The sequence below is a fragment of the Bradyrhizobium sp. CCBAU 051011 genome (assembly GCF_009930815.1).
GTDB lineage: Bacteria > Pseudomonadota > Alphaproteobacteria > Rhizobiales > Xanthobacteraceae > Bradyrhizobium.
The window spans coordinates 6,660,256-6,678,125 of record NZ_CP022222.1; the positions used below are offsets into that span (position 1 = coordinate 6,660,256).

At 63.7% G+C, this 17,870-nt stretch carries 11 protein-coding genes; 7 read left to right on the forward strand and 4 right to left on the reverse strand.

Annotated elements, in window-relative coordinates:
* Positions 1-40: 40 nt before the first annotated feature.
* A complete protein-coding gene (locus ACH79_RS31315) occupies positions 41-658 on the forward strand; it encodes a biotin transporter BioY (RefSeq protein ID WP_371419301.1) in 618 nt (205 codons plus the stop codon).
* Positions 659-722: 64 nt separating this feature from the next.
* Here ACH79_RS31315 and ACH79_RS31320 read toward each other — a convergent pair whose 3' ends face one another.
* The 4 genes from ACH79_RS31320 to ACH79_RS31335 all read right to left on the reverse strand — a co-directional run bounded on the left by ACH79_RS31320 (position 723) and on the right by ACH79_RS31335 (position 7,139).
* Complete coding sequence (locus ACH79_RS31320) at positions 723-1,430, reverse strand: ferritin-like domain-containing protein (RefSeq protein WP_246738745.1); 708 nt, start codon at positions 1,428-1,430, stop codon at positions 723-725.
* Between the two features lie 655 nt (positions 1,431-2,085).
* Entirely contained in the window at positions 2,086-2,298 is a 213-nt protein-coding gene (locus ACH79_RS31325; RefSeq protein ID WP_161854391.1) for a hypothetical protein, read from the reverse strand.
* A 76-nt stretch (positions 2,299-2,374) separates the two neighbouring features.
* Positions 2,375-3,754: a hypothetical protein gene (locus ACH79_RS31330; protein ID WP_161854392.1), complete on the reverse strand. Its 1,380-nt coding sequence runs from the start codon at positions 3,752-3,754 to the stop codon at positions 2,375-2,377.
* Positions 3,755-4,031: 277 nt separating this feature from the next.
* Positions 4,032-7,139 (reverse strand): ribonuclease E/G, encoded by a 3,108-nt coding sequence (locus ACH79_RS31335; RefSeq protein WP_161854393.1) that lies wholly within the window; start codon positions 7,137-7,139, stop codon positions 4,032-4,034.
* Between the two features lie 712 nt (positions 7,140-7,851).
* Here ACH79_RS31335 and ACH79_RS31340 point away from each other — a divergent pair.
* The 6 genes from ACH79_RS31340 to ACH79_RS31365 all read left to right on the forward strand — a co-directional run bounded on the left by ACH79_RS31340 (position 7,852) and on the right by ACH79_RS31365 (position 17,836).
* Positions 7,852-9,180: an N-acetylmuramoyl-L-alanine amidase gene (locus ACH79_RS31340; RefSeq protein WP_161854394.1), complete on the forward strand. Its 1,329-nt coding sequence runs from the start codon at positions 7,852-7,854 to the stop codon at positions 9,178-9,180.
* A gap of 249 nt (positions 9,181-9,429) precedes the next feature.
* The gene (locus ACH79_RS31345) at positions 9,430-11,952 is read left to right on the forward strand and encodes a penicillin-binding protein 1A (protein ID WP_161854395.1); all 2,523 of its coding nucleotides are present in this window, start codon (positions 9,430-9,432) and stop codon (positions 11,950-11,952) included.
* 205 nt (positions 11,953-12,157) lie between these two features.
* Positions 12,158-14,725 (forward strand): penicillin-binding protein 1A, encoded by a 2,568-nt coding sequence (locus tag ACH79_RS31350; RefSeq protein WP_161854396.1) that lies wholly within the window; start codon positions 12,158-12,160, stop codon positions 14,723-14,725.
* A 126-nt stretch (positions 14,726-14,851) separates the two neighbouring features.
* Positions 14,852-15,983 (forward strand): peptide chain release factor 2 gene (prfB, locus tag ACH79_RS31355; RefSeq protein ID WP_141688374.1). Its coding sequence is split into 2 segments (ribosomal slippage): positions 14,852-14,920 and positions 14,922-15,983, totalling 1,131 coding nucleotides; the frame shifts between segments, so codons are not numbered across the junction.
* Between the two features lie 3 nt (positions 15,984-15,986).
* Entirely contained in the window at positions 15,987-16,856 is an 870-nt protein-coding gene (locus ACH79_RS31360) for an NAD(P)-dependent oxidoreductase (RefSeq protein WP_161854397.1), read from the forward strand.
* 74 nt (positions 16,857-16,930) lie between these two features.
* A complete protein-coding gene (locus ACH79_RS31365; protein WP_161854398.1) occupies positions 16,931-17,836 on the forward strand; it encodes a DMT family transporter in 906 nt (301 codons plus the stop codon).
* The last annotated feature ends 34 nt before the right edge of the window (positions 17,837-17,870 follow it).

The window sequence follows — 17,870 nt, forward strand, 5'->3', positions numbered from 1 at the left end:
GTCATCCACATTCTCATCTGCAATCAATCGGGGAGCCATCATGTCCGCCAGAACCATGCCTGAAACCGTCGTCCCGTCGCATTTCCCGCTCGCCGCGCTGCTGTGGCCGCATCGTGCGGACGGCTCATCGGGCCTGCTGCGCGGCGTGATCCTGATTGCACTGGGAACGGCGCTGCTGACCTTGTCGGCCAAGGTCAATCTGCCGTTGCCCTATGTGCCGATGACGCTGCAAACGCTGGTCGTGCTGATGATCGGCGCGGCCTATGGCTGGCGGCTCGGGAGCGCTACGCTCATGGCCTATCTCGCCGAAGGGGCGATCGGACTGCCGGTATTTGCAGGCCCAGTCGGCGGCCTCGCGCCGCTCGTCGGTCCGACGGCCGGATATCTCTTCGGTTTCGTGGCGGCGGCCTTTGTCACGGGATGGCTCGCCGAGCGCGGCTGGGATCGATCGGTGTTCTGGCTGTTTGCAGCGATGGCGCTCGGACACATTCTCATTCTCGCCGCCGGATTTGGCTGGCTGGCATTCGGCATGAAGCTCGGCGTGGAAAAGGCGTGGCTGGTCGGCATTGCGCCGTTCATCGCGGCGTCGCTGATCAAGAACGCGCTCGGCGCTGCGCTGGTGCCGGCGATCCGCCGGATTTTCGACCGTCGCGATTAAGCGAGCGCATCGAATCGGCCGCCTTGCGGCCGATTCGAGCCCGAGCAGCAGGAGACTGCTGCAGTCAGGTGCTCCTGAGTTCTCCGTTCATTCCGTTCGGATAGAAGCCACCCTTGCTGATCCCGGCCTTGTCGGTCAGGTAGACGATATGCAGGACTTGTTGCGGCGTACGGGTGAAGGCAATCGCGTCGGGGTTTGAAGGCACGAAATTGGCTTTGCCGTCGACCCTGATTCCCTCGTCTTCCTTTTCGGGGGTTCCGTCAATTTTATCCCGCGCATCCGAGATGGCGTTGGCGGCGTCCCATGCCTTTTCGCCCATCATGTAGAGCTGGGAACGGGCCATTCCCATGTGATAAGCCTCAACAGCAAGAATCCCGGCGGCCGCCTGCACGAACTCCTTTTTCTTGAGCAGCGGGGCCGCACCGGCATATGCGGTTACGCCAACATCCTCGAACAGCATGCCGCCGAGCAAGACCGACATGTCATCGGCAAACGGATCGAAATCGGCAGGCAATCCGGCAGCCTGGGCGGCTGCCTTGAAGCCCGCGTCGAAATCGATCGCGGGTCGCGAAATGGCGCGTCTGCCAAGCGTCTTGCGGTAGAAGCGAACGTGGGCGAGTTCGTTTTCCGCGGTTTCCTCGATGAACTCGCGGATCGCCTTCTCCTTGAATTGGGCCTCGTGTCCACCCACGACCCGACCTGCGTCCATGCCGGCATCGGCCTCACTGATACCTTTGCCGGTCGTGGCGCGCAGATAGAACTCGGCTTCCATGTATTCGAGATTCAGAGCGAAGGTGAAGATGTCCTCGTCGTCGGCGGCCCCCTTCGGGCCGATTCCAACGCCGGTTGTCTCGCGCTTCTGCTGAGCATAGGCGTGCGGAATGAGTAATCCCGCGAGGCCAGCGACCGATAGGCCGGCGATCGATTGCCGGCGCGAAATAGGCAACGAACCCATGGCGAACCTCCTCTGTTCTGATTGAGGGGCCGCGCCGCTCTTCACCGCAAGAAGGACGCTATGGGCGCGACCTCGGCACCAGTGCGGTGGTGCTTGAAGCGCACAACGTGAGACCACGTGACCCGTTCCTAGCGGCGATCAAACCAAGCTGCACGATTTCATGACGCTTCGACGAAGTCGTCATTTGATTGTTTTGGCTTTCGCCAATCATCACGGTGCAGTGTGCGTGGACGCAGGCATGACCGCGTGCACGCCGACGTGAACATAAAGCGGAAGCGTGCCATGCGCGCGACCATGATCATCCGAAGCACCCCGGCCTACGGAAGAATTGTTTGAATGACTTGCCGCGTCGTCGAGAAAATCGAGCCAATTACAAGCAGAAGACTTGCGCCGATCCCGGCGAGGAACGTCACAGTTCTTCCCGTATCGCCAGCTAACGGCGATAGATCAGTGCGAGAGCGGACGTCTCGGCCTATCCGCCCCACGAACTGCGGTCGGCTGCCGCTTTTTTCTTTGTCTTTTTCTTCTTTTGTGCCGAAAATTCACTGATGGGGCTCTTTCCGCTCAAATCCGATCCTGCGACCTGTGGTCCGCTCTGTCCGGCGAGCGGCCTCTCGGTGGCGAATGCGGGTACCGCAAGGCCGACACAGCCGGCGGCAGCAAGGATCAATGTCAGCTTTCTCATCTGCTCCTCCATTTGCAGTTGATACTCGCCCCGGTATCGAACGCGCGAGCGTTACCCGCGTTCCCGCCCTGCGGGTTCAACGCAAATACTCGGTGCCGAGATGACATGTAGAGCACCGTCTCGATGGGGATCGAGTGGGATGCGAATGCGAAGCAGGTGCACATTGCGGCGGCTTGTCAAATACGGTGCGCGAGAATGATTGGCCCGGCAGCCACGTGCGATAGTCAAGCACCGCGAAGAGGCGTTTTCCCTCGTCACCCCGTAATGAAGTCACCATGAACGTGGTGGGTTTCCCGGAGAGAGCGTACCAGGCCCAGGCGACGCGCGGACTTGCGAGTGGACAGACGAGAATCCGGGCCGTTCCGTAAGGCGACAGGGAGGTTGTGCCGTTGATCGTTGCCGCGCACTCGCACGGAGCGCGCACGGCCCAGTCGGGACGGATGGCGCCGGGCAGCACCGGCCGGCAGACCAGAGGCCGGTCACGATAATACGTGACTGTGTAACCTTTCGGGCTCAGAAGAAGTGAGTCTTGAGACGTGATCCCGTCTTCCGGTCCCCCGAATGTGCGGGTGCGTTGCGCCGGCACGGTCCAGTCATACAGCACTTCGGCCGGATAGGGGCTTTCATCGGAATCGAACGGGGTCATCAGGCCTGTGATTGCGAGCCTCTCGGGCCACTCGGGAAAAGGGACCGCAGGACAATCCGCCTGGAGTTCGGGCATGACCCGGTTGATCTCGCTCTCCGCAACTTGGGGCGATCGCGACATGTTACCGATCATGGCATGCAGCGTTCGCACCGGATTTCCGGTCATTGTCGGCTTGGACCGTCTGCAGACAGCATCGATCTCGGCAAGGCCGGTCTCCTCCACTGTGTTGAATCGAACCTGATAGCTGAGCGCATACCCGCTGAATGGTGGAAGGTGATCGCTCGCAAATGGAAAGACGAGTCGAAACGGCGATTGATCTGACGTCTTGAACCAGAGCCAATAGCTTGCAGGCTCTGGCGTGATCGCAGTTTTCCACCACTCGACCGGCGTCTCGCCGATTGGCGCCGAGCCGGCGCATTGTGACTGCGGCGCGAGCCAGTCCGTCGGAAGCGGCCGCCAGCCGGTATCGCCTAATGTCCTGCACTCCTTGATCGCGGAGCCTTCCGACTTGAGGAGGTACGTCCGGTTGCCGGCAATGAACAGGTCCAGCGACCCGCGTCTGACTCCATGAAGCTTTACGCGCATCGCGGAAAGCGTGACGTCAGAGACGATTTCGGCCAGCATAAGCTGCGCCTTGGTGAAGGGCGCCATGAGATAGGTGCCCTGCCATTTCTCTGGCAGGCGCGGATGCGATGTTGAACTGCAAGGGGCGAGTTGAGGCAGGTCGAGCAGCGCGCGCGGTTCTTGCGCCGCAGCAGAGCATAGCGGGAGAACGGCGATCGCTATCGTCATCGATGCGCGCAGCAGCATGGCGATCTCGCGAAGATCGGCCCCGCAACTAGCTAACGTATGCCGCGAGGTTTTTGCTCCAAGCTGGAACGAACACGGCCAAGATGAGCGCTGTCGTATTCGGACCGGCGCGCGATTATCTCCGCTTTTGTTCCATCGAGCCGAACCGTGTCGGAAAAATTTATCTTTGCGGACCAGCCGCAGCGACACACGACGGGTTAGGGGCTTGCCGGAACAGATACCGCCAACAAAAAACCGCCCGGTATTCGCCGGGCGGTTTTCTTTGGGTTCGATTTACTTACTCGCCGCTGCCGAAGCGCCGCGACCACCAGCCGGCCTTGCGTGGGGCGGCTTCGCCCGATGCGGCTGGCGCCGGCTCGGCCGCAGCAGGCTCGGCAGGCGCGATCGGCTCTGGCGCGGACTGGCTGACGGAGGGCGCCGGTTCGGCCGGCGCGCTGGTCATGAAGCTGACTTTCTCGCGGACGGTCGAGCGCCGCCGCGCCGCGGCCCGTTCGGCCTCTTGTCCGGTTTCTTCAGCGGCCGGGGCGGGCCCGCTCGCAACCGGCTCCGGCTGGTCACCAGCCGCGGGCGGGGTCTCCGCTGATGCCGTGGCCGGTTCGGGCTGAACATCGGCCTGCGCCAGCGATGGCGCGGGTTCGGACGAGCCACCGTCGAAATCGGCGGCTGCTTCGGCCGCTTCCGGCGGCGAGGGCGGCCCGAGTTCGTCTGCGATCGATCCGGCAAGGCCGTCTTCCAGCCCACCACCACGCCGGCGACGGCCACCGCGGCGGCCGCGGCGGCGCGGACGCCGCTCGCCACCGGCGGGCTGATCGCCGCGGGCCATGCCCGGCTGTTCGTCGCCTTCATCCTCATCGGCCTCGCCGTCCTCGGCGATCGCGCCTTCGACGGCCTCGCTTGCGACGCGCGTCGCGTCACCGTCCTCGCGCGGGGCGCCACCATCACGCGGCTCGCCACGGCCGCGCCGGCGGCGGCGGCGCCTGCGGCGTTGGCCGTCTCCGTCGCCTTCGCCCGTCGCCGCTTCGGCGGCATCGTCGGTCAGCCCTTCGGTCTCCTCGGTCTCAACCTCGGATTCGGTTTCGATGTCGTAGGCATCATCGTCGTCATAGGCTTCCTCGAGCTGCGGCGGGAAGGCCGCGGCCTGCGCCGCCAATAGCGCCTTGGCGGCTTCCAGCGTGTGCACCTGCTCGCCGCGGTCGATGACATAGGACTGCTGGCCGCTCACGGTGGCGTCGGCGACGACGGCCAGGGTCACCTTGAAGGCGTTTTCGAGGTCGCGCAGATGGCCGCGCTTGTGGTTCAGCACATAGAGCGCGACGTCGGTGCGGGTGCGCACCACCAGATTATGGGTGGCGCCCTTCATCAAGATCTCTTCGATGCCGCGCAGCAATTGCAGCGCCACCGAGGAGACCGAGCGCACATGACCGCTGCCGCCGCATTGCGGGCAGGGCTCGGTCGAGCTCTCCAGCACGCTGGCGCGGATGCGCTGGCGCGACATTTCCAGAAGGCCGAAATGCGAGATGCGTCCGACCTGGATGCGCGCGCGATCCTGCCGCAGGCAGTCGGAGAGCTTTCGCTCGACCGCGCGGTTGTTGCGCTTCTCGTCCATGTCGATGAAGTCGATGACGATCAGGCCGGCGAGGTCGCGCAGTCGCAATTGCCGGGCGACTTCCTCCGCCGCCTCCAGATTGGTCTTGAGCGCGGTGTCCTCGATGTGATGTTCGCGGGTCGAGCGGCCGGAGTTGACGTCGATCGAGACCAGCGCCTCGGTCTGGTTGATGACGATGTAGCCGCCGGAACGGAGTTGCACGGTCGGCGAGAACATCGCGTCAAGCTGGCTCTCGACGCCCATCCGCGAGAACAGCGGCTGGCCGTCGCGATACTGCTTCACCGCCCGCACGTTCGAGGGCATCAGCATCTTCATGAAGTCGCGGGCTTCCTGATAGCCGGATTCACCGGCGACCTGGATCTCTTCGATTTCCTTGTTGTAGAGGTCGCGCAGCGAGCGCTTGATCAGCGAGCCTTCCTCGTAGACGAGGGTGGGGGCCTGCGACCTCAGCGTCATGTCGCGCACGGTTTCCCACATGCGGATCAGGTACTCGAAATCGCGCTTGATCTCGGGCTTGGTCCGCGAGGCACCGGCGGTGCGCAGGATGATCCCCATGCCCTCGGGCACGTCGAGGTCCTGCACCACTTCCTTCAGCCGCGAACGGTCCTGGGCGGAGGTGATCTTACGGCTGATGCCGCCGCCGCGGGCGGTGTTGGGCATCAGGACGGCGTAACGGCCGGCCAGCGACAGATAGGTCGTGAGCGCCGCGCCCTTGTTGCCGCGCTCTTCCTTGACGACCTGAACCAGCATCACCTGACGGCGCTTGATGACTTCCTGGATCTTGTACTGGCGGCGCGGCCGGAACGGACGTTCCGGGACTTCCTCCAGCACGTCGTCGCCGCCGACGGATTCGACGACTTCCTCTTCGACGTCCTCGCCATCCTCTTCATCGTCGTGGCCGTCGTCGCCTTCGGGAACGCGGGCGAACTCGTCCGGAGCGGCAGCGGCGTAGCCTTCACCGGCATGCTCGACATGCGGCGGCTCGTCGGCATGGGCAGCGTTGTCGACCGCCTGTTCCTGGTCATGATGCTCATCATGCGCAGGTTCAGCCGCGACTTGGGCAGGCTCAGCCGTGACTTCCGTGGCTGCCGCTTCGACCGGCGCCGCGGCGGGTGCGCCCGACTCCGATTCCGCAACCGGCGTTTCGCTTACGGCATCCGCCTGTTCCTGCGGCGCCGTCGTATCGTCATCATGGTGGCCGTGCGGCTGATCGTGATCGTGACCATGCGTTTCGTGTTCGTGTGCGTCATGGTCATGATGGGCCGCATCCTCATGATGTTCGGCATCGTGCGGCTGCGCTTCGGCATACACGCCGTCGTGCTCATGCTCGCCGCCTTCATAGGGCTGGGCCGCCTGCGAGGGATCCTGGCCGGCGTTCTCGATGACATCGCTCTGGACGCGGTCGCCATGGCCGCGGCGGCGCGCATTGCGGTGGCGCGAGCGGCGGCGGTGGCTGGAGCGGTTCTCGCTCTCTTCCTCGGCTTCGCGATGGGCGCGCTCGTCGGCCTCGATCAGCGCCTGACGGTCGGCGACGGGGATCTGATAGTAGTCCGGATGAATTTCGCTGAAGGCCAGGAAGCCATGGCGGTTACCGCCATATTCGATGAACGCCGCTTGCAGCGACGGCTCTACGCGTGTGACCTTGGCGAGATAGATATTGCCGCGCAGTTGCTTGCGCTGGGCGGTCTCGAAATCAAATTCTTCGACGCGGTTGCCGCGAACCACAACAACCCGGGTCTCTTCCGGGTGGGTAGCGTCGATCAACATCTTGTTGGGCATTTTTGGACTCTTGACGGGGGCGGGCGCGGTGCATGGCGCGCGCAAATTGCGCGGCCCGGTGACGCGACGGTCCACCTGATTCGGGGGTGAGGGGAAGGCCAAAACGCACTTCTTGGCGCCGCGCCGAACGGGGGCCCACCAGGACGATGCGACGTGCGAAGCTTTCGCTTCGCGTCGGCGCGATCGTTCCGTGGATCTTGGTCGGCAACACAGTCTGGCGCATCAAGCGTCGGCCCGTCTGAACATGTTGGCGGAAAGGGATACCGCCGTATCTATCGCTGAAAGCCCGGTTCGGCGCCTAAACGCCCGCCGGCCATCGCATATCGGACCGTTTGGGGTCCGGATAATCAGTTTTGCCGTGTCTCAAACCGTCCCTGGAAAAAGACCTGGGACCGGACGCCGCTCGGGCTCGAAACCGCCGCTCCGTGTCAGCCGCGCGCGGCGCTGGCTGTGGAGGGATCGGGAAAGACGCAGGAGACCTTCGGTTCCGAAAGCTCCGGCGCTGCACCGGGAGGCTGAACGCGACACAACCGGGAGTATTAGCCGTCAGCCCCTCGTACATACGTGGATTGGGGGCTCCGTGCAAGGGAACCTTCCGGCGAGCGTCGCAACGCGGCAACACTTGCGCCTTTTCACGGATCAGGCATTAAGCTGCGATTAACCCTGTGGTCCTAATGCGGTAAGGGAAGGCTCCTCCGGAGGCATCGAATCGTTGGCGAGCCGCGCAAATCTCCTTGTTTTGCTGGGATGTGGCCCGTTGTGCGCCGCAGCATTGCTATGCACCCAGATGATCAGCCCCAGCGCAGCCCAAGGGGTGGCGCCTCAGGCGCCGGCCTCGGTCGCCGCTGCCCCCAGCCCGGCGGCGGGATCGAATTTCCCGGTCGCGTCTGACGCCCGGCTGGCTGGCGATGCCAGGCAGACCCGTTTCATCCTCGATCTCGACAAGCCGATTCAGTTTCGTGCCTTCGCGCTGGCCGACCCCTATCGCGTGATCGTCGATCTTCCCCAGGTCAGTTTCATGCTCCCGGCCGGGATCGGCACGACGGGCCGGGGGTTGGTCAAGGCGTTTCGCTACGGTCTCGTCATGCCGGGTGGATCGCGGATCGTGTTCGACCTGACCGGGCCGGCCAAGATTGCCAAATCCTATGTGCTGGAGGCGGCCAACGGCCAGCCGCCGCGCTTGGTGATCGAATTCGAAGAGATTGATCGCACCACCTTTGTCCAGTCGTTGCCGCCCGAAAACCGTCCCGAATTGCGGCCCGCAATTGCCGAAGCCAACGCCGCCACCCCGGACGCCGCAGCCGCGGCGAAGCCTGCGGCCCCGCCTGACAAGAGGCCGGTGGTCGTGATCGATCCCGGCCATGGCGGCGTCGACAACGGCACCCAGGCCGGCGGCGCCGATATCATGGAAAAGAACCTGGTGCTGACCTTCGGCCTGGCGCTGCGCGACCGGATCGAGAAGTCCGGCAAGTATCGCGTGGTCATGACCCGGACCGACGACACGTTCATTCCGCTTGCTGACCGTGTGAAGATCGCTCGCAGCGAGGCGGCGGCACTGTTCGTTTCGATCCATGCCGACGCCTTGCCGCGCGGCGAGGGCGACGCCCAGGGCGCCACCATCTACACATTGTCCGACAAGGCTACCGACTCCGAGGCCCAACGTCTGGCAGATGCCGAAAACAAGTCGGACGCGATCGGCGGGGTCAATCTCACCGACGAGCCGACCGAAGTGGCCGATATCCTGATCGACCTGGTCCAGCGGGAGACCAAGACCTTTTCAAACCGGTTCGCGCGGGTCCTGATGGGCGAAATGAAGAACACGGTGCGGATGCACAAGCACCCGCTGAAATCGGCCGGCTTCCGGGTCCTGAAGGCGCCCGACGTGCCCTCGGTGCTGGTCGAACTCGGCTACGTCTCCAACAAGGGCGATCTTGAGCACCTGGTGTCGGAAAACTGGCGGAACCGGACCGTCGGCTCGATGGCGCAGGCAATCGATACGTTTCTGGCCAAACGGCTGGCAACTAACGGGCCGGGCAAGTAAAAAGCCCGGTATGCATTGCGTAGAAGCGCGCTGAAAAGCATGCCGTTTGGCGGCCCAAGCCCTAGTTTGGCCACAGCGGCAACGGTATAGATCGGATAGAAAATCGCGTACTGGTCTTCGGAATCGGTCAATATTGTCCGCCGGACCTTTTTTATTGTTCGACCGCGTAGTGGCGCCCGTTCGGGGGGATTGCCGCGTTTGGATAGCCGCCGCAGTTGACGGCGCAAGGGTTGGAACGGAACGTCAATAATGCGCTTGCTGGTCCGGTTTCTGGGTTTCCTGTTCGCCGCCGGCACGGTCGTGTTCCTGGTCGGCGTAGCCGGCGTCGCGGGCGCGATCTGGCATTTCTCCAAGGACCTGCCCGACTACTCGCAGCTCCAGGATTACGAGCCGCCGGTGATGACGCGCGTGCACGCCTCCGACGGTGCGCTGCTCGGCGAATATTCCAAGGAGCGCCGCCTCTATCTGCCGATCCAGGCCGTGCCGAAGCTCGTCATCAACGCGTTCCTGGCGGCCGAGGACAAGAATTTCTACGAGCACGGCGGCATCGACTTCACCGGCATGGCGCGCGCGGCCGTCCTCTACGCGCAGAATTTCGGCTCCAACAAGCGTCCGCAGGGCGCCTCGACGATCACCCAGCAGGTCGCGAAGAACTTCTTGCTGACCAACGAGGTCTCCTTCACCCGCAAGATCAAGGAAGCCTTGCTGGCGATGCGCATCGAGCGCGCCTATTCAAAGGACCGCATCCTCGAACTCTATCTCAACGAAATCTATCTCGGCCTCGGCGCTTACGGCATCGCGGCGGCCTCGCTGGTCTATTTCGACAAATCGGTGAATGAACTCACGATCGCCGAAGCATCCTATCTGGCGGCGCTGCCCAAGGCGCCCGCTGCGCTGCATCCAGTGCGCAACCGCGATCGCGCGGTCGAGCGGCGCAATTACGTGGTCGATCGTCTCGTGGAAAACGGCTGGATCAAGCAGGCCGACGCCGACAAGGCCCGCAAGGAACAGCTCAACGTCACCAGCACCCGCGGTAACGCCGCGCATACCTTCGCGGGCGAGTATTTTGCCGAGGAAGTCCGGCGCGACATCTTTGAGCGCTACGGGGAAAAGAAGCTGTACGAAGGCGGCCTGTCGGTCCGCGCCACGCTCGACCCGAAGATGCAGGTGATGGCGCGCAAGACCATGGTCGCGGGGCTCGTGAGATATGACGAGGCGAGTGGCTGGCGCGGCGCGCCGTCCAAACTGGACATTTCCGGCGACTGGGGCGTGAAGCTCGCCGACGTCAAATCGCTGAGCGACATTGCGCCGTGGCGGATGGCCGTGGTGCTGGAGACATCAGACCAGTCGGCGCGGATCGGTTTCCAGCCGGGCCGCGAACTCGGCGGCGCCGTCAGCAAGCAGCGGCAGACCGGCATCATCACGCTCGATGGTGTGCGCTGGGCCAAGGCCGCATCCGGGCCCGCCAAGGGCAGGACGCCGACCTCGGTGGCGCAGGTGCTGTCGCCGGGCGACGTGATCTATGCCGATCCGCTGTTCGACAAGGAAGGCAAACCGGTCGAGGGCCAGTACCGGCTGCGGCAATTGCCGGAAGTGTCCGGCGCGATGGTCGCGATGGACCCGTGGACCGGCCGCGTGCTCGCGATGGTCGGTGGCTTCTCGTTCGACCAGAGCCAGTTCAACCGCGCGACCCAGGCCTATCGGCAGCCGGGCTCGTCGTTCAAGCCGCTGGTCTATTCGGCGGCGATGGATAACGGCTATACGCCGTCGACCGTCGTGGTCGACGCGCCCATTGAAATCGACCAGGGGCAGGGCGCCGGCGTCTGGCGTCCGGAAAACTATTCGTCGGGCAGATATGGCGGGCCGACGACGCTGCGTAACGCGCTCCGGCAATCGCTGAACACCGTGACGGTGCGGCTGGCGCAAGACATCGGCATGCCCTTGATCGGCGAATATTCGAAGCGGTTCGGCGTCTATGACGAACTGCCGAATTACCTGTCCTATGCGCTCGGCGCCGGTGAAACCACGGTTATGCGCATGGTGACGGCCTATTCGATGTTCGCCAATGGCGGCCGCCGGGTGAAGCCGACGCTGATCGACCGCATCCAGGACCGCTACGGTCACACCATCTTCAAGCATGACGCGCGCGAATGCCGCGGCTGCGACGCGCCGGGCGGCTGGAAGAATCAGGCCGAGCCCCAGCTCGTCGACCGCCGCGAGCAGGTGCTGGACCCGATGACGGCCTACCAGATCACCTCGATGATGGAATATGTGGTGCAGGCCGGCACCGCGACGGTGGTCAAGGAGGTCGGCAAGCCGATCGCCGGCAAGACCGGCACCACCAACGACGAAAAGGATGCATGGTTCATCGGCTTCTCGCCGGACCTCGTGGTCGGTATCTATGTCGGCTTCGACAAGCCGCGCAATCTCGGCCGCGGCATGACCGGCGGTCATCTCGCCGCGCCGATCGCCAAGGATTTCCTGAAACTTGCGCTCGCCGACAAACCGGCTATCCCCTTCAAGGTGCCCGCTGGCATCAAGCTGGTTCGCGTCGATGCCAAGAGCGGCATGCGCGCCGGCCCGGGCGAGGGCGGTCGCACCATCCTGGAGGCGTTCAAGCCAGGCACCGCGCCGCCGGACAATTACTCGGTTATCGGCGTAGCCGACATGGATGGCCGGGTGCCGCAGGGATACCCGCAAGGGTATCAGCAAGGATATCAACAGCCCGACGCCGGCAACATCATGCGTCCCGGCACCGGCGGCCTTTACTAATCCGAGAGCCCACTGCAATCGCACGCTGTGCTTGCGATGTCGCCGATATCGACCCAGCATGCCGGGCGGCATCGAAGAAAGTGAATTGCCCGATTTCGACCATGTGAGCATGGGATAGCGTCAGACGGCGAATCCTTGGGTAGAGGGTTTGCGCACGAATGAACGTCGGGAATTACGACGCAACAGTTGGAATGAAACTTTGGTAATGCGCTTTCTGTTGCGGTTTACCGGCTTCTTGTTCGCAGCCGGAAGCGTGGTGTTCCTGGTGGGCGTGGCCGGTGTCGCAGCCGGTATCTGGCATTTTTCCAGGGACTTGCCGGATTATTCGCAGCTTCAGAACTATGAACCGCCGGTGATGACGCGTGTCCACGCGTCCGACGGGGCGCTGCTTGGCGAGTACGCCAAAGAACGGCGTCTCTATCTGCCGATCCAGGCGATGCCGAAACTCGTCACCAACGCGTTCCTCGCAGCAGAGGACAAGAACTTCTACGAGCATGGCGGCCTCGACTTCACCGGCTTGGCGCGCGCCGGCGTGCTCTACGTGCAAAATCTCGGCTCCAACAAGCGTCCGCAGGGCGCCTCGACGATCACCCAGCAGGTCGCGAAGAACTTCCTTCTGACCAACGAGGTCTCCTTCACCCGCAAGATCAAGGAAGCCCTGCTGGCGATGCGCATCGAGCGCGCCTATTCCAAGGACCGCATCCTCGAACTCTACCTGAATGAAATCTATCTCGGCCTTGGCGCCTACGGCATCGCGGCCGCATCGCTGGTCTATTTCGACAAGTCGGTGAATGAACTCACGATCGCGGAGGCCGCGTATCTCGCAGCGCTCCCGAAAGCGCCGGGAACGTTGCATCCGGTGCGCAACCGCGACCGGTCGACCGAGCGGCGCAACTACGTGATCGACCGTCTCTTGGAAAACGGCTGGATCAAGCAGGCCGAAGCCGACAAGGCCCGCAAGGAACCGCTGGTCGTGGCTATCAGGTCCAACGCCGCGCATACCTTTGCCGGCGAGTATTTTGCCGAGGAAGTGCGGCGCGACATCTTCGAGCGTTACGGCGAGAAGAAACTCTACGAAGGCGGCTTGTCGGTCCGCACCACGCTCGATCCGAAGCTGCAGGTGATCGCGCGCAAGGCCATGGCCGCCGGCCTTGTGAATTTCGACGAGGCGCAGGGCTGGCGCGGCGCCATGAGCAAGCTCGATATTTCCGGTGACTGGGGCGTCAAGCTCGCCGAAATCAAGTCGCTCAGCGACATCTCGCCGTGGCGCATGGCAGTGGTGCTGGAGACGTCCGACCAGTCGGCGCGGATCGGCTTCCAGCCCGGCCGCGAACTCGGCGGCGCCATCTCCAAGGAGCGGCAAACCGGTCTCATCACGCTGGACGGTGTGCGATGGGCCAAGCCGGTCGCTGCCGCGGCGCGCGGCAAGCCGGCGATGGCTTCGGTCTCGCAAATCCTGTCGCCGGGCGACGTGATCTACGCCGATCCGCTGTTCGACAAGGAAGGCAAGGTGGTCGAGGGCCAGTATCGCCTGCGGCAATTGCCGGAAGTGTCCGGCGCGATGGTCGCGATGGACCCGTTGACCGGCCGCGTGGTCGCGATGGTCGGTGGCTTCTCGTTCGACCAGAGCCAGTTCAATCGCGCGACACAGGCCTATCGGCAGCCCGGCTCGACGTTCAAGCCGCTGGTCTATTCGGCGGCGATTGACAATGGCTACACGCCGGCGTCGATCATGATCGACGGTCCCATCGAGATCGATCAGGGGCAGGGCAACGGCGTTTGGCGGCCGGACAATTTTTCGGTGGGCAGCTATAAGGGTCCCATCACGCTGCGCGACGCCCTGAAACAGTCGCTCAACACGGTCACGGTGCGGCTGGCGCAGGATGTCGGCATGCCCCTGATCGGCGAATATGCCAAACGCTTCGGCGTTTATGAGGAATTGCCGAACTATCTTTCCTATTCGCTGGGCGCCGGCGAAACGACGGTCATGCGGATGGTGACGGCGTATTCGATGTTCGCCAACGGTGGTCGGCGGGTGAAGCCGACGTTGATCGACCGGATCCAGGATCGCTACGGACGCACGATCTTCAAGCATGACCAGCGCGAGTGCCGCGGCTGCGATGCGCCGGAGGGGTGGAAGAATCAGCCCGAGCCCCAGCTCGTCGACCGCCGCGAGCAGGTGCTCGATACGTTGACCGCCTACCAGATCACGTCGATGCTCGAGAGTGTGGTGCAGGGTGGCACGGCGACGATCCTGCGCGAGGTCGGCAAGCCAATCGCCGGCAAGACGGGCACCACCAGCGACGCAAAAGACGTCTGGTTCGTCGGCTTTTCGCCCGATCTCGTCGTCGGCCTCTATCTTGGCTATGACAAGCCTCGCACGCTGGGCAGGGCCGCACAGGGCGGCCGCATCGCCGCGCCGGTCGCCAAGGATTTCATGAAGCTTGCGCTCGCGGACAAACCGGCGACCCCGTTCAAGGTGCCTCCCGGCATCAGGCTGGTGCGCCTCGACGCCAAGAGCGGCATGCGGCCGAACCCGGGCGAGGGCGGCCGCACCATCCTGGAAGCGTTCAAGCCGGGCACCGCGCCGCCGGATAATTATGCCGCCGTCGTCGGTGTCCCCGAGGGGGAAGAAGGACGGGTGCCGCAGGGATATCCCCAAGCGCAGACATATCCCCAGGCGCAAGGATATCCCCAAGCGCAAGGATATCCTCAAGGGTATCGGCCCGAGGGTGACAGTATCATGCGTCCCGGAACCGGCAGGCTTTACTAGCCAATTGCGCTTTGCGGCGCGCGCCGCTACATCCGACGCGTCACACAAGATCCACGACCGGTTCTGATTCAATTGGAACCGAATGAGCCATCCAGTAGCGGTCGTTGACCGCAGACAGAAGAGACCATGCGCGCCGAAGTCGAACGCCTCGTAGAAGAGATCAAGCAGTCAGTCGGGCTGCTGAGGAGGCATCTTTGACGTCGAGAAATCCACGGCCCGGCTCGCCGAGCTGAACAGTCTCGCCGAAGACCCCAATCTCTGGAACGATCCCCAGAAAGCCCAGAAGCTGATGCAGGAGCGCACCTCGCTGGTGGATGCGCTTGAGGGCATCGGCAAGGTCGAGCGCGAGCTCGACGACAATGTCGAGATGATCGCGCTCGGCGAAGCCGAGAACGACGAAGGCGTCGTAGTCGAGGCCGAGAACGCGCTGAAGGCCCTGAAGAAGGAAGTGGCGCGCCGCGAGCTGGAAGCGCTGCTGTCGGGCGAGGCCGACAAGTTCGATTCCTATCTCGAGGTGCACGCCGGCGCCGGCGGCACCGAAAGCCAGGACTGGGCCTCGATGCTCCTGCGCATGTATACGCGCTGGGCGGAGAATCACGGCTTCAAGATCGAATATCTCGAAGAGTCACAGGGCGAAGAGGCCGGCATCAAGTCCGCCACTATCCAGATCAGCGGGCACAATGCCTATGGTTGGCTCAAGACCGAAGCCGGCGTGCATCGGCTGGTGCGGATTTCGCCGTTCGATTCCAACGCACGGCGGCACACCTCGTTCTCGTCGGTGCAGATATTCCCCGTGATCGACGACTCCATCAAGATCGAGATCAAGGAATCCGACGTTCGCACCGATACCATGCGCTCGGGCGGCGCCGGCGGTCAGCACGTCAACAAGACCGAATCGGCGGTGCGGCTGACGCATATTCCGACCGGCATTGCCGTGGTCTGCCAGGCCGGCCGCTCGCAGCACAAGAACCGTGCGCAGGCGTGGGACATGCTGCGCGCGCGGCTCTACGAGATCGAACTGAAGAAGCGCGAGGAACAGGCCGCCGCCGATCAGGCCGCCAAGACCGATATCGGCTGGGGCCACCAGATCCGCTCCTATGTGCTGCAGCCCTATCAAATGGTGAAGGACCTGCGCACCGGCGTGCAGACCTCCGATACGTCTGGTGTGCTCGACGGCGATCTCGACGAGTTCATGGCGGCAACGCTGGCGCAGCGCGCATTCGGCACGGGCCCGGGCTCGGTCGAGGATGTGGACTAATCCATGAGCAAAGTGGCCTTCATCGGGCTCGGCCGGATGGGTCATGGCATGGCCGGCCGATATCTCGATGCAGGTTCTAACGTTGCGGTGTGGAATCGCAGCAAGACGAAAGCCGAAGACCTGATCGCGCGTGGCGCGCGCTGGGCTGCGTCTCCGGCGGAGGCCGCCGACGGCGCCGATGCCGTCGTCACCATGGTTGCCGACGACGAGGCGTCGCGGTTCGTCTGGCTCGGCGAGAACGGCGCAGCCGCGAAGATGCAGGCGGGCAGTTTCGCGATCGAATGCTCGACGGTCTCGCATCAACACGCACTCGACATGGCGCGCGAACTGCGCGGCCGCGGCCTGATCTATATTGACTGCCCTGTCACCGGCCTGCCGCAAGCGGCGGCCAGTGGGAAACTGACCTTGCTCGTCGGCGCTGACGCCGCCGATCTCGATCGAGCAAAACCCTATCTCGCGCCGATCGGCGACGTGATCAAGCATTTTGGCGCCGTCGGCACCGGCACCGTCTTCAAACTGATCAACAATCTGATGGGCGCGGTGCAGATCGCAAGCCTCGCCGAAGGCGTGGCGATGGCCGAGCAGGCCGGACTGGACATGACCCTCGTGGCGGAGGCGCTGGCGACCGGCGCGGTAGCGAGCCCGCAGGTGATCCGTCATTCAAAACGCATGGTGGCGCGCGATTTTTCCGGTGCGTCGTTCACGGCGGCGCTTCGCCACAAGGACGCGGCCTATGCGGTGGCGCTCGCCGAAACGCTGCTGCCCGGCGTGCCCGTCAGCCGCGCCGCGCTTACCGCCTATGAGAAGGCGAAGGCAAGCGCGCCCGACGATGACGAAGGCAAGATGATCGAGATCGTGTCGCGGCCGAAATAGTCTCCGGAAATCGGGTGGACGGCGACGTGCATTCGGTCCTAGCTGGTTGCGCGATTTCATCAGGTTCTTGCGAAATGTCAGCCAGCGACGGCCGGATCGATACGCGCGATTGGGCATTGCTCGTCGCCTTGTCGGTGCTCTGGGGCGGATCGTTCTTCTTCAATGGCGTGGTGCTGCGCGAGCTGCCGCCGTTCACGCTGGTGCTGTTGCGCGTGCTGCTGGCTGCCATGATCCTGCTGCCGGTGCTTTGCGCGCATCGACTGCCGTTTCCGAAGGGCTGGATCGGTTGGAGGCCGTTCTTTCTCGTCGCCTTGTTCAACAATGTGCTGCCGTTCTCGCTGATCGTCATCGGACAGATGTACATCCCGAGCGGGCTGGCTTCGATCCTCAACGCCACCACGCCGCTGTTCACGGTGGCGGTGATGGCACTGGCGGGCGAGGAGAAGCTCATCATCAGACGTGTGGCCGGTGTGATCGCAGGCCTTGTCGGCGTCGTGATCCTTCGCGGCAGCGGGATCGGCTTTGCCAGCGGGCAGGGGCTTGGCGTCCTGCTGTGTCTCGCGGCGGCGCTGAGCTACGGCATCTCCGCGCTGATCGCGCGGCGCGCGCTATCGGAGACGCCGCCGCTTGCCACCGCCACATTTCAATTGATGGCATCGAGCCTGATGATGATTGTCGTCGCCGGAATTTTCGAGCGTCCCTGGCAATTGCCGATGCCCGGGACCGTGACGTGGCTCGCGGTGCTCGGCCTTGCCGGCTTGTCGACGGCGCTGGCCTATATTGTTTTCTTCCAGGTGTTGCGGCGCTCCGGCGCGACCAACGTCATGCTGGTGACGCTGCTTGTGCCGGTTACGGCCATCCTGCTCGGCTCGCTCGTGCTCGGCGAGCAGATTTCGCCGCGTGAAATCGCGGGCGCGCTGGTGATCGGCAGCGCGCTGCTGTTGATCGATGGCCGGGTGTTGAAGTTTTTCGCGCGTTAGTTCGCTCGCGAGGCTGCTTGACATTTGCCTATAG